Source organism: Fibrella rubiginis (assembly GCF_017353185.1).
GTDB classification, from domain to species: Bacteria; Bacteroidota; Bacteroidia; order Cytophagales; family Spirosomataceae; genus Fibrella; species Fibrella rubiginis.
The window spans coordinates 76,677-89,858 of the sequence record NZ_JAFMYV010000009.1; the positions used below are offsets into that span (position 1 = coordinate 76,677).

The 13,182-nt window shown below is 53.4% G+C and carries 13 protein-coding genes; 5 read left to right on the forward strand and 8 right to left on the reverse strand.

Annotation, left to right across the window (positions count from 1 at the left end):
* Window positions 1–134: 134 nt before the first annotated feature.
* The 3 genes from rhaM to J2I47_RS17310 are packed head-to-tail and all read right to left on the reverse strand — an operon-like array spanning window position 135 to window position 3,765.
* Window positions 135–449 carry an L-rhamnose mutarotase gene (gene rhaM / locus J2I47_RS17300; RefSeq protein WP_207365851.1) on the reverse strand — a complete coding sequence of 105 codons (315 nt, stop codon included), beginning with the start codon at window positions 447–449 and terminating at the stop codon, window positions 135–137.
* On the reverse strand, window positions 449–3,325 hold the full coding sequence (locus J2I47_RS17305) for a glycosyl hydrolase (RefSeq protein ID WP_207365852.1): 2,877 nt from the start codon (window positions 3,323–3,325) through the stop codon (window positions 449–451). The genes rhaM and J2I47_RS17305 overlap by 1 nt, the downstream gene beginning before the upstream one ends.
* Window positions 3,322–3,765, reverse strand: coding sequence for a nuclear transport factor 2 family protein (locus J2I47_RS17310; RefSeq protein WP_207365853.1), 444 nt, complete (start codon window positions 3,763–3,765; stop codon window positions 3,322–3,324). The genes J2I47_RS17305 and J2I47_RS17310 overlap by 4 nt, the downstream gene beginning before the upstream one ends.
* Before the next feature lie 75 nt (window positions 3,766–3,840).
* Between J2I47_RS17310 and J2I47_RS17315 the strand changes: the two genes are divergently transcribed.
* From J2I47_RS17315 to J2I47_RS17330, 4 genes are all read left to right on the forward strand, one after another.
* The gene (locus tag J2I47_RS17315; protein WP_207365854.1) at window positions 3,841–4,185 is read left to right on the forward strand and encodes a cupin domain-containing protein; all 345 of its coding nucleotides are present in this window, start codon (window positions 3,841–3,843) and stop codon (window positions 4,183–4,185) included.
* A gap of 113 nt (window positions 4,186–4,298) precedes the next feature.
* Complete coding sequence (locus tag J2I47_RS17320; RefSeq protein WP_207365855.1) at window positions 4,299–4,709, forward strand: SPRY domain-containing protein; 411 nt, start codon at window positions 4,299–4,301, stop codon at window positions 4,707–4,709.
* A gap of 158 nt (window positions 4,710–4,867) precedes the next feature.
* A complete protein-coding gene (locus J2I47_RS17325; protein ID WP_207365856.1) occupies window positions 4,868–5,011 on the forward strand; it encodes a hypothetical protein in 144 nt (47 codons plus the stop codon).
* Entirely contained in the window at window positions 4,986–5,207 is a 222-nt protein-coding gene (locus tag J2I47_RS17330; protein WP_207365857.1) for a hypothetical protein, read from the forward strand. Before J2I47_RS17325 ends, J2I47_RS17330 begins: the two co-directional genes overlap by 26 nt.
* 374 nt (window positions 5,208–5,581) lie before the next feature.
* On the opposite strand, the gene J2I47_RS17335 is transcribed toward J2I47_RS17330, so the two are convergent.
* From J2I47_RS17335 to J2I47_RS17350, 4 genes are all read right to left on the reverse strand, one after another.
* Window positions 5,582–6,421 carry a hypothetical protein gene (locus J2I47_RS17335; protein WP_207365858.1) on the reverse strand — a complete coding sequence of 280 codons (840 nt, stop codon included), beginning with the start codon at window positions 6,419–6,421 and terminating at the stop codon, window positions 5,582–5,584.
* Between the two features lie 570 nt (window positions 6,422–6,991).
* Window positions 6,992–7,558 carry a hypothetical protein gene (locus J2I47_RS17340; RefSeq protein WP_207365859.1) on the reverse strand — a complete coding sequence of 189 codons (567 nt, stop codon included), beginning with the start codon at window positions 7,556–7,558 and terminating at the stop codon, window positions 6,992–6,994.
* A 461-nt stretch (window positions 7,559–8,019) separates the two neighbouring features.
* Complete coding sequence (locus J2I47_RS17345; RefSeq protein ID WP_207365860.1) at window positions 8,020–9,054, reverse strand: LacI family DNA-binding transcriptional regulator; 1,035 nt, start codon at window positions 9,052–9,054, stop codon at window positions 8,020–8,022.
* A gap of 61 nt (window positions 9,055–9,115) precedes the next feature.
* Window positions 9,116–10,612, reverse strand: a complete 1,497-nt coding sequence (locus J2I47_RS17350; RefSeq protein ID WP_207365861.1) for a sensor histidine kinase — start codon at window positions 10,610–10,612, stop codon at window positions 9,116–9,118.
* A 192-nt stretch (window positions 10,613–10,804) separates the two neighbouring features.
* Here J2I47_RS17350 and J2I47_RS17355 point away from each other — a divergent pair, with 192 nt between their 5' ends.
* Entirely contained in the window at window positions 10,805–12,187 is a 1,383-nt protein-coding gene (locus J2I47_RS17355) for a cytochrome P450 (protein ID WP_207365862.1), read from the forward strand.
* Here J2I47_RS17355 and J2I47_RS17360 read toward each other — a convergent pair.
* Window positions 12,174–13,169, reverse strand: a complete 996-nt coding sequence (locus J2I47_RS17360) for a GRP family sugar transporter (RefSeq protein ID WP_207365863.1) — start codon at window positions 13,167–13,169, stop codon at window positions 12,174–12,176. The genes J2I47_RS17355 and J2I47_RS17360 overlap by 14 nt on opposite strands.
* Between the last annotated feature and the right edge of the window lie 13 nt (window positions 13,170–13,182).

Consider the following 13,182-nt stretch of genomic DNA (forward strand, 5'->3'; position numbering starts at 1 on the left):
GCAATAGGTTGAATCCCGATGATGCACCAATCGAAAACCTTGGGTTAGCTATAACTTTCCCGAAATACTTCGGCATTGTGCGCCCTGATAGTACTGGTTGCTCTGTTCGGTTATCGCCCGTACTCCTGGCAGAGTTAGTCCAGGTGAAATACCCGTTCCAGCGGTAGGCTCACCGGCGAGTTGTCGGGGTGGGTATCCATCAAATCAGCCATGTAGGCCCACCAGCGTTTCACGACGGGTAGCTGGGGCAAGCTATCGGCAGTGTGGTTGTCGGCGCGTTTTTGCACGGCGAAGAGTGTGCCCGTACTGCGATCGAGATAAATGGAATAGTCGCGGATGCCCGCTTCGGTAAGGGCTATAGCTAATTCGGGCCAGATTTCATCATGCCGACGGAGGTACTCTGCCTCGTTGCCCGGCTTCAGGCGCATGGTAAAGGCAATCTCTTGCATCAGTCTACAGGGGTTAACGTTACCGGACCAGCCAGACCGGAGGGCTGTGGCAACCAGTTTTTGGTGGTGAACAGACCGTTGGCGTCGCGGTTTTCTTTGAAACGGGCGGGGAAGTTGGTGTTGTAAAATAGCCGCCAGTTTACGCCCCGCTTGTCGAGGTCGATGATGCGGTTGGCCATACTGTTCGAGACCGTGATCACCAGCGTATTCTGGGCCTTAATAGCCCTTCCGGGCAATGTAATCCGGTAGTTTGGCCCGATCAGCGTACCCATGTCCTGCCCATTGAGCTGCACCCGCGCACTGGCAAAGACCTTACCCAGATCGAGCCGGTAGCGCGGGGCCGACCCGGCTGGTCGGGCAAACTGGATGGTGTACGTCGCCGACCCCGAAAACGCATTCATCGTCGAATCACGAAGGTCGGTCCACAAACGAAGGTCGGGCAGTTGGACAGGCGCGGGCAGGGTAGGGCCACCCGATACAAATTGCAACGTCCAGGGGCCGGAAAGCGGTTGAGGTGGTCCCGCTGGCTTGTCGTAGGGGTAAGCTGGACCAGCTACGCGAGTGGGCGATGTTTCTAGCAAAATGGCTTCTCCAGGCAGCAGGGGCATATATACGTCGGTGCTGCTGGCCGTGGGCCGGATGCGGGCCATGCCGGTTTGACCGGTCATGGGGTTATACATTGCCACAGATTTGGCCCGCGTAGCCAGCCGTACCCAACCCGATGTATGAAGCGTGTCGGTGCCCTGGTTCGCCACGAAATAGATCGTTTTCGCGCCCATAGTTCGCCGTACGCAAACAAGCCCTTGATCGGCCATTGTTTCGCGGGCAACCCCGGCTTGCGTAAGGATTTCGCTCACGTTTTCACCAACCAGCACATGCCCCTTACCAACGGTTGCCACCCGTAAAGCGACTGTGCCTGAGGCTGTGAAGGACAACCTCGCCAACAATTTTTTGAAGGCTAGCCGGCGGCTGGAAAGGTCAGCAAATCCGGGCACATCAGCCGGGAGTTGTTGGGCGAAAACAACCGTGGCACCCTGCTGCGCCAGGTTTAGCAGGTGTTGCAGCGTTGGTAAAGGCATCAGGTGCGCATTGGGGACCAGTATAGCCTGGTAGGTGTTGCCACCCGTTTTCAGCTTGCCCACCTGGGTGGTTACGTCCCGCAATTGACGATCCGAAAGAAAGTCGAACGCGTAGCCTTTTGCCAGTAATTCTTCCGAAATCTGCGCTACGGGCAAGTTCTTGAACCCATGCTCGATGCCATCGAAATGCTGGAGCAGGGCCGGGGGCAAACCGCCTTTGGCAGGCTGACTATAGGCATCGTACATGGGCAGATACACCAGCACGTCGTTGTGCGGACGGCCCCGTTGCAGCATCGACTGGCAACGGGCGACATAGTGATTCAACTGACTAAAATCAGTCCAGAATGGGTTGTTTGGGTTAAAATGGACGGCAGCGTAGAACAGCCAGCCGGGCCATGCGGCGGCTTGCGGCGAGTAGTTGGTGCCGTGGTAGAACGTGTGGTTCACGCCCCCCAGCAGGTAGCGGTCCATCGCGGTTTTGATGCCGCCGAGGGTCGACAAAAAGTGTTCATCGTGCCACGTCGCCGACTCCGCCGAGATAAGTGGCTTACCCGTGACGTTTGCCGCTGATGAGGCCAATTTAATGCGCAGGAGTTCGGTGCCTTCCGTTTCGGGAATGTCGGTGGCGGCGTACAGATCGAGGATGTTAGCCGGTGAGCCATGCGCCTGATTGCGAATCCGCTGGCCCCGACTGTGTGCCCATTGCGCCCAGGTGCGGGTGTAATTGTCGAGTAATAAATCGCCGATGGTTTCGCGGTAATCGCACAGGATGCGGCTAGGCGTGGCGGCGGTATCGGTGATGGATGCCGTGTTGCCAAACAGGGCGGGGAGATATAGTCTTAAATCGTAACCGCGCCGTTTGTTGAATTCGGCAAAGAGCGCGGGGGTCCAATTGGCTTCGCCCTGCGCGTCGTCTACTTCATACGAATCATTGAAAAACGCCCGGATGCCGCCCACGTTCCGCCCCCGAAAAGCCCCATCAAAACGGGCTAGATATTGCTGCGTGGCCGTGCGTGAAAAATGGTCGATCACGTCGCCCTCGCCACCCGGTCCGGCGCGTTCTACCTGTTTGCCGTGCCATCCCTGAAACAGCGCGTAGAGCGTCCACTGGCCATTTTGGGGCAACGTTGGCGCGGTCCAGGTCAGCTTTCCGCTGGCATCGACGTAACGGGTCAGATCAAGCACCTCACCCGAACCGGAATAGGCCATGAGCGTTTGCAGGGGTAGTGGTTTGGGAAATCGCACCTGGTCGAAGGCGTGGCGTTGCAGGTCGGGGTTGCGGGCAATAGGCTCGGTCAGCTTATCAATGTTAATGGGTTCGCCCACGGCCCGGACCAGCGGTTTCTGGTTGTAGACCACCCGTTCTGACAGTGCTTTGCCGCCCGCTACCGCATACGTTTTGTAGGCCACGTACTTGCTGGCATCGGCTGGTGATACCCACGGCCCCCCAAACGGCCACCCCGACGCCTGCGCCAGATCAATGCCCATATTCAGGCGTTTGGCTTCTGTCAGCGTGTGCGTGAGTCGGTCTGTCCAGGTGGGCGACAGAAAGTTGATAAACTGGTTTTCGGCTCCCTTGACACCGTATATAGGGGTGATCTCCACGCCACCCAGGCCCGCTTTCTGATAGTCGGTGAGCAGCCGGGTGAGGTCGGCATTGTTTACGGCGCTGCCCATCCACCACCAGCGCGTCCAGGGTTTGGCCTGTTGCGTCAGGGTAGGCCAGGTGGGTTGGGCCGTCGCCACAAATGGCAGCAGACCCAGCGCGACCACCAGCCAATAGCGACAGGGTATCATTGAGGCAGTTTCGTGGCCTGACGAGCCAGCAGTACCCAGTTGCCCTTCCGTTTCAACCATACCTGCAACACCGACAGTTTCATGGTGCTCGGCACTCCTTTGTTCACAATCTGGCCTACCAGCACATGCCGTATCATCGCCGTGTTGTCCACAACGGCAACGGTCTGATTACTAAGGTCTATGCTCACAAAATCGGACGTGCCGCTCACCAGCGCGTTAACAAATTCGGTCTGCGTTTCGATGTTTCCCGCCGAATGGCCGTAGCTGAGTTCAGGAGCAGTAAGGGCCATCAACGCCGCCTTAGTAGGGTCGAGCATGGCGAGGCGCAGTTGCTCGGCGGCTTTGGTTACGGCGGTTTCGTCGGGGGTAGGGGCCGGGCGCAGGGCAGTGAGGCAAAATGTGCTCAGCAGCAGTAGGAGGTAGGCAGCGGATGTTTTCATGAGGAAGGTGATTGCGATACGAAAGCGCAGTTTACTGTAGACGAAACAACGAACCCGCTTCAACTTACTTTCCTGATGAATCACCCCGCTTTTGAAAACCGCTTCGCCACCGCCGACGACCTGCCTTGGGAATCCGTAGGCCAGGGAGTGAAACGCAAAATCATGGCCTACGATGCCAGCCTGATGATGGTACTTGTGGCCTTCGAGACAGGGGGTATCGGCACCGCGCACCGCCACGAACACACGCAGGCAAGTTATGTGGAAAGTGGCACCTTTGCCATTACCATCGACGGCGAGGAGCGTCTGTTGAGAGCCGGTGACGTTTATTTCATTCCGGCAAACATCGTCCACGGTGCCGTTTGCCACGAAGCCGGTACGCTGGTCGACGTGTTCACGCCTATGCGGGGAGATTTTGTATAGAAGACGACGTCTGCACATCGTTGACGCTGACACGCCCAAGGAAACCGCCGCCGACCACGTGGTCATGGCTACTGCCACCCTCGGCAAAAGCCTAACTCATAGTATATTGGCACATGAAAAAACTGTTGGTCAAAAAGAATACGACGATCAAAACACCATTGGGCCGGGCTGAACTGTATTACCAAACCGTCTTTGCTGACCACTTGGTAGAGAATTTTCAGAAAGACTTACAAGTCGACCCCGCCAAGCGCCACCATGACTTGATTTTCTCTGATATTGGCCAACTATTGAGAGGTAACGTAAGTATGAAAGTAATTGCCGGAAAGGAGGGGCAGATTGAAGCTGTTTCTTTTTATCGAGGTCGCCACTATTTCACTTGTTTTCACGTTGCTAAGAGACCAGATTCAGACACCAGATTCGCTTTTATCGTTACTTGTTATGCCACAAACGAGAAAAAATACCTCGAACGTTACCAACGGTACATCGACTACATCAAAGAAAATTTTGGGAATACAACCCGGTGATTACTTTATCGATGATAAGGGTCGAATGTATGTGCTCAGTGCCGATATGAAGCCGGTACGTTATACTCCTCCGAAATAGCAACTTTGGCTGTCAGCCGCAACTTGCTCAACGTATAGGTTCACTAAATCAGACCGTTGGCGTTTTACAGTATACCATTATGGCAACGCTTGTCATCCGTCAGAAGGCCCTGCTGAAGCATAAAAAGGAGGTAGAAGCACACATTAAGCATCCGAATGAAGTATCCAAACCCGAAGGCATCGAGTTTGTCAAGCCCTTTGCCGTACCCCGTACGGAAAAGTGAACAAGGCTATAGCTTCACCACTGATTACGGAGTTGAGTACGTGATTGCCTTGACCAATGATCGAAACTTACTGCCCGACGAGCCATTTGCACCCTATCTGTACAGCTTCTCTATCATCATTACTAAAGAACGAACGCCAGTCAGTGACCTGCGTGTTGGGGCTACTGTAGATGATGCCTGCCCCCGTCAGCACTAGGTTATTTGAGTACCTAACCTCCGGAGTGATATCCGCCAGATTGCCACCCAACTCCCCTGAGGGCTGATGGCTTCGCGGCGACTCTCGCAAGTGACGCAAGTTGGTAGCTAACCTTTACACCCTCAGTTTGTTGGGCGCAGGATGGTTGGCGTTTCCAGATGATTCCTGTCAACGGAGACCGCCGCCCCGCCGCTTCAACTTGGCTCCGTAAGTTATATAGCTGAGAGGCCGTACAAAGCGAAATTAAAGAATCACGCAGTGCATCGTCCTAGATGATTCCCAGTGCTAGACAGCAGACGTTTATTATCTGTGTTGGGCGAACTTAACTGGCCTCTTTATTCTCAAAACTGTATTATTTAATATTCTAATTACATTTATGAAATTTCTTTTATTAAAAAATTTTCGGAGAGAGTTTTCGCACTGTCAGTTTCGATTAAGCCTCTTTTTTCAGCTCGATTCAATACCAAATCAGAAATGCTTTGAGCGATCTCTAATGTTATAACTTCGCTATTAATTATCGGGAATAATTTTAGTCTAGTGGGTGGGTTATCATCGTAAATAAATTGGACAAATTCATCTTTTGAGAAAGTTTTTGACTTTAGCTGATTAATGAAGCGTTTAAATATCTCATTTTGAACAGATTCTACCTTTAATGAGGACAGCTTTCTTTTCGACTTTTCTTCATCTAGATATGAGAACATCCAGAGAACGGCAGTGTAACACACAAAGGTAAACCATAACAAGATAAACGATGAGTCTTTAGTATTAATGATTATAGGAATTGATTTATTATCTTCTAGTTGATTTGGCAAAGCAAAGAGGAATGTTAAAATCCCTGTTAAAGCTGATAGAGATATTTTGGGTATGAAAAATTTTGACTTATATCTATCAATTGCAAAATTAGTTTTTAATTCAAGATTTGTTTGTAATGAAGATTCTTTTGAATTTGGAATGGCATTCGAAATGATTTTCATCATATCTGTCATCCTCTCAACTACCATCAACTGACTATTAGATGTTAAGTTGTCAATGTATTTAATTGCATCATCTATTTTGTGATATTTTTCTTTATCAGTATCATGGTTAAATATTCCGTTGTTTTTGTCAGGATGAAGTTTCACTCTTAATTGGTTGAGGCTATCCCTAAGTACTCCTAAGTCATTCGATTCGAGATGATATTCCTCCTTGATCTCATTTATAGATGTATAACTCATGTTTTAACTTTGAAAAAAGCCTTTGTGATGGGAAACGAATACAAAGAATACTTGAAGTTGTTAGAAAGTCAAATGCCCTCGTAAGTATTTTCTGATACTGTCTCTATAGATTAAGCAGATAGAAGAAGGGTATGGCTTGCCGCAGCTTCTCTCTGTCGCAAGTATGTTAAAACTGCCGCACAATGGTAAGAATCACCGCAGGTACGTTATGTGGTCCACGGGTTGGGCCTGTCGAACAGAGCCGGGAGCCGCCGCAATTGCGTACTGTCGGACGTTGATTGGACCTGTCGGGCGGGGGTGAAAATGGCGACCAAGTACGTCCTGTCGCAAGTAGCCTGGAACTGTCGGCAGTACGTTGGCACCCCGTAAAAGCCTCAAGATAAGGCAAACAGCCGGATGAAAATGCTTACATATGGCCCAACACCCCTGAGGGCTGATGGTTTTGCCGCTACACCCGCAAGTGACGCATGTTGTATGCTAACCTTTTCACCCTCAGCCGCGTTGGGCACTCCAACGTCGTGTACACAAATGATTCCTGTCCTGCGTAAACGCCGCTCCGCAGAGCTAAAATTATTCTTTGTAATTGGCGAAGTTTGATTTGATGTGATTTTCAAGCTGTGAATAAAAAGACTGACCCCACAAATAGTGGTCTTTTTCCGTAAGGCTATTATATAAAGGAATAGCACGCTTCACTACTTCAACGTAATTCGAGTAGCGTAACCACAGTTCATCAAAATTTGTTAGAGATTCCAGTTTTGAGAAGTCATTTTCATTACGGGCTTTCAAAGATTCACAAACTCTAAAATCATATACCGTAAAATCATCTGGATATAAAACCGATAGGATAGCAGACATGATTGGAATTCTGAACTTGTATTCTTTGAAAAGAATCTTCAGCTTACCCTTGTTGGTTTTTTCATTATAAATTCTCTTGGTCAATTCATGGCATCGCTCATCCAAGCTTAAATTTGAATCGAATAGCCTTTTCGCAACCTTAGACTTTGCCCTATTGGATTTCCATATAATTATGCAGAAGAAATCCATTGCTCCTATAGAGCCATTTGCGTGGAAGTCGCTATGAACTTTCGTTCTGATGTGCTTTTCGAGGTCGCGGTAAATTCTGTAATCTATCTCCATACCCTGGATACTTTATTATGTAAAACAAGATGTTTGTAAGTGGCGTCTGGCCGGAAGTTAAGCATTTGGACAGTTTTTGTACACTTCACAATTACATTATGTCGCCTGGCGTTGGGCCTGTCGGACGGAGGTAGGAGCCACCGAAATTGCGCTCTGTCGGACGTTGATTGGCCCTGTCGGCGGGCGGTAAAAATGGCGACCAAGTACGTTCTGTCGCAAGTAGCCTAGAACTGTCGGCGGTACGTTGGCACTCAAGCAGAAGCCTCAAGCTAGGTATTGCAACCGGCTATAAATCAATGGCTCGGCCCAACAAGTTAATATACGCAAGATCACTAAATCTTATAGTGCTAATTGTCAGTTGATTATGCTTTAGCAATGAGGTGATTCCGAGCTAACGCGCTGATTGATAAAAGTGCAACAGATACAACAATGAGTCGAGAAAATAACCAGACGGTGCCACACTACACCCCCCTCCGAGTTGATTCTCTGATAAACAGCTGGTTGGGTATGCTGACGGGGTTGGGGCGGGTGGGCAGGGGGGCGGATGGTTTTTGTTTTAGCTCGATGAGTTCAATCAGGCGTTCGGCGGCGGTGTGGCCGATCTCCTGGGCGGGCTGTACCACCGTGCTCATGGGCGGGTCGAGGAGGTCGGCCACGCTGATGTTGGTGAACCCAATGAGCGATACCTGCTCCGGAATGGCCACGTTGCGGTTGCGAAGGGCCGTCATGCACCCCAGCGCCAGCCGGTCGAAGGCCATAAAAAAGGCGTCGGGGGGGTGGGGGAGGTCTAAAAGTTGGTCGATGATGGGGGCGAGTTCGTGTTCGCCGAAGCCCACAAACCGCACCAGGTCCTCGTCGTAGGGCAGGCCATATTGACTCAGGGCGGCCTGGTAACCCGCCAGCCGGTCCTGCGTAATGGCCATAAACGGCGGGATAGCCACAAACGCAATGCGCCGCCGCCCGGTCTGAATCAGGTGTTCGGTGGCGGCAAACGACCCGCCAAAGTTATCGGCCACGATCTTGGGCGTATCCATTTCCGCCGACACCCTGTCGAACATGACAATGGGCACGTTGCGCTGCTGAATGGCCTGGAGGTGCGCCACGTTGGTGGTCTGGCTCGAAATGGAAATCAACAACCCATCTACGCGCCGGGCCACAGCCTGCTGCACCGTCAGGATCTCCCGCTCCAGCGACTCGTGCGTTTGCATGATGATCACGTGGTAGCCCCGCTCATAGGCCACGGCTTCAATGCCATTGATAGCCTGCGAAAAGAAATTGTTGGCAATCTGCGGCACAATGACGCCCAGTACCCGGCTGCGGTTCTCCTTCAGACTCAGCGCAATCGGGTTGGGCTGGTAGTTGATTCGCTCGGCGTAGTCCATCACCAGCCGCTTGGTTTCGGGACTGATCTCGTAGCTGTCCCGCAACGCCCGCGACACTGTCGACGTCGACAGATTCAGGGCGCGGGCAATGTCTTTGATGGTGACGGCTTCCAAGGCAACAGGCGGTTAGGATGTGCACAAAAGTACACGTAACCACGTAACGTTGGCTTTGTCCCTACGGCCGGGTGGGCAAATAGACCCGGAACGTGCTGCCAATGCCGGGCCGACTGGTGGCCGTGATCACGCCGCCCTGTCTTTCTACTATTTTCTGACAGATAGCCAACCCCACACCCGACCCCGAAAACTGACTTCGGCCATGCAGCCGCTGAAACATCTGGAAGATCTGGTCCAGGTGCTTTTCGTCGAAACCGATTCCGTTATCAGCAACGCTGATTTCGTGATACTGACTGCCCGTTGGTGCGTCTGCCTCGCCCGCCGTCCGCAACTCGCCTGGAATGGCGTCTTTGTCCACAAGCCGGGCGGTAACGGTCACCTGGGGTGCAACACCGGGCTTTTTAAATTTGATGGCGTTGCTCAGCAGGTTTTGAAACAGTTGGTGCATCTGGAAAGGATCGGCCAGCAGCACAGGCAACTCACCCAGTTGCAGACTGGCCTTGCTCTGGTAGATGGCCGCCCATAACTCGTTGTCAGTTAACTCTTTAAGCAGCGTGTTCAGGTTCACTTTTTGCAGCCTGGCTACCGGCGCATCTACCTGCGAATAGGTGAGCAGGTCCTGAATGAGCAGGCGCATTCGGTCGGCCGCCCCGTTGATGCGCCGGATAATGTCGGCTACGCTGGGATCAAGTTTTCCGGCATACTGGTTGTTGAGAATCGCCGCAAAAGACGTGATCTTCCGCAGGGGTTCCTGCAGGTCGTGGCTGGCTACGTAGGTGAATGACTGCAGGTTTTCGTTCGAGCGTTTAAGCTCATGGTTGGTCCGTTCAAGCTCGTGGCGGTAAGCCTGCATGGCGCTGATGTCCTGCGCGGCCACCACGATACCGTCGCCGAGGCGGGCCACCGAAAAATCATACCAGCCGTTGCCAAGCTGGGCCTCAAACCGCGCGGGCTCACCCGTTTCCGCCACCGTGCAATAGCGCGCAAATTGTGCGACGTCCATTACACCTTGAAAATACTGCGAGATGAGTCGGTGTTCGATCTGGTCAGCCGATTTGTGGAGCAAATCAGCCGCCACCTGATTCACCCGCGTCATCCTGAAATCGACGATTTCGCCTGCAGCATTCCGGACGCTTTCGTGCACCACAATGGCCGTTGGGGTTGTGTTCATCACCCGTTCCAGCAGGTCGGTTTGTGCTTGTCTTTCCTGCTCACTTTTTCGAAGCCGCGTCAGGTCGTAGCTGAAGGCGCAAACGCCGTCATTCACTTTAATGTAGTTTGTGTCGAGCCAGGCTTCAAAGCCAGGGGCATTGTAATACCGTTCCGATTGCTGCGGCTGCCCGGTCTCGACTACGGCTACCAGTTCGTCGAAAATACCCGCTGTTTTGACGTAAGGAAACAAAATCGACTGCCGGTGTCCAACTACCTGTTCGCTCGTTAGTCCCATCATGGCCAGCGCCCGCTCGTTGGCCAGTTTGTACACGAAATCCACGATCTGCCCATCGGTTCCGCGTACAGCTTCCATAATGGTAATGAGCGAATTGGTCTGGCTGGGCATGTTATAGTACTGATTGTGGGTATGCTGGTTAAGTACTGTCTGCCAACCGCAGGCACGCCAACTACTTACTTTGATTGGTACGAAAGGTAAAAAAGAATACGATTACTAGCGGCTTAAAACAGACCATAACCGGTTGCAGGAGTGGCCCGGTTGTATCTTTGGGCGTACCCATTAGCCGGGTGCTTTTCGCGTATGGAAACGATTGTGCCTGTTCATCCGGGGTTGCCATTGGTGGGTAATACGCTGGCCGTTGCCCGCGACCCGCTGGGTATGTTCACCCGACTGCACCGGCAGTATGGCCGGGTGGTGCGCATTAACATTGGCGGACGAAATCAGTACATGGTCTTCCAGCCCGAAGATGTGAAATACGTCTTGCAGGAAAACCACCGCAACTACGGCCGGTCGCCCGCGTTTCGGGTGCTGAAACGGTTTTTGGGCGAAGGGCTGCTTACCAGCGACGGCGATTTCTGGCGGCATCAGCGGCGGCTGGCCCAACCGGCTTTTCACCGTCAAAAAATTACCCTGCTGGCCAGTACCATGGTGCAGGAGTCGGCAGCGTGGGTGGCCGAACTGGGGCAAAGCGACCTCTCCGGCCCCATCAACATCTCGCAGGCCCTGATGGACGTAACCATGCGCATCGTGTGCAAAACACTGTTCAGCACCGACGCCAGCCACCGCCTCAACGGCCTGTCGCATTCGCTGGAAACGCTCAACGTGCTGGCTAATAAATCGCTGTTGTCGCCCATAAAGTGGCCTACGTCCTGGCCCACACCCAACAACAGGCGATATGCCAAAGCCCGGAAGCAGGTCGACGATCTGATCTATGGATTCATTGCCAGCCGCAAACAAACCGGTACCCGCCACGACGACCTGCTCGACATGCTGCTGTATGCTGAAGACGAAGAGGCAGGTGACTCGCCAAACCGGCGCATGCCCGAACAGCAACTCCGCGATGAGTGCGTAACCCTGTTCACGGCGGGCCACGAAACCACCGCCGTGTCTATGGCCTGGACGCTGTACCTGCTGGCCCATAACCCGGCTAGTCTGGAACGCCTGCAAGCCGAAGTGGCGGGTGTGTTGGGCACCGTAAAGACCGAAGAGGGTGCGCTGCCACCTGTAGAGGCATTTCGGGCTATGCCCTACACTTTGCAGGTGGTGCAGGAGTCGATGCGGCTGTATCCGCCTGCCTGGGCTATGAGCCGCATGGCCCTCGCCGACGACCATATTGGACCCTACCGCATTCCGAAGGGCGATACGGTGGTGGTGAGTCCCTACCTGCTTCACCACGACCCCACCAACTGGCCCGACCCGGAACGCTTTGATCCCGACCGGTTTGCGCCCGGCGCCGATGCCGGTCGCCCAGCCTATGCCTATCTGCCTTTCGGCGGTGGACCAAGATTATGCATCGGCAATCAGTTTGCCCTGATGGAAATGCAGATTTTGCTGGCCCTATTGGTGCAATCGTTTGATATACACCTGGTCGACAAAAAGCCTGTTCGGCCTCAGCCGCTGATCACGCTCCGCCCCAGCCGCCCTATACGATTACAACTCACGGCCCGACCTACCGCGCCGTAATGAGCAGGCCAAGCCCCACCACGTAGCACAGCAGCATCAGGTTCAGCAGGGTCAACACGCGGGTGGGGGCGTTTTTGAATTCGCGCCAGACGTAGATGCCCCAGAGCGCGGCTACCACCGTGGCACCCTGCCCCAGCCCATAGCTGATGGCGGGTCCGGCTTTGTCAGACGCCAGAATGCTGAACGACATACCTAGACACCAGATCATGCCCCCCAAAATGCCCGTCAGGTGATCGCGCCCGCTACCGAGGAAATAATCGGCGTAACTGACCGGCGTGCCCACAAACGGGCGGAACATGAGCAGCGTATTGAAGACGATATTGCTGAGCAGAATACCCACCGCGAAAAAGACCACGGCGGTGTAGGGGCTGAGCTTACCCGGTTCGGGCTGCTCAAAATTCGGGAACATCGACTGGGCCACGTATTTGTAGAAAAGGCCCATCAGACAGCCCGCCACAATAGCCAGCAGCAGCCCTTTGGTAGACGTACCCGACGTGCCCGAAGCCGTTTGCCGATACGCGTAGGCGTTGAGCAAAATGGCCACCACAATCAGGCCCATGCCACCAAACAATAGCCCGGCGTTGCCTACGGGTGCCGAGAAGTAATTGACCACTACGCCAATGACCAGCGCCAGGCCAATGCCCACCGGAAACGCCACCGCCATGCCCGCAATGGCCATGGCCGCCACCAGAAGGATGTTGGCCGCGTTGAATAGCACCCCGCCCCAAATGGCCAGCCCGATATTCCCCGAACTGGCCTGCCCAACATCAGCCATAAACGACCGGCCCCCTGTGCCAAGGCTACCCAGCGTCAGGGCCGACAGCAAGGCCAACAGCACAATGCCGAGCACATAGTCCCAATAAAACAGCTCGAACCGCCAGCTGCCGGCGGCCATTTTTTGGGTATTGGCCCACGACCCCCAGCAGAGCATGGTGATGACACAGAAGAGGACGGCCAGGCCGTAGGTTTGAATGATGAACATAGAGGAAGGGGGT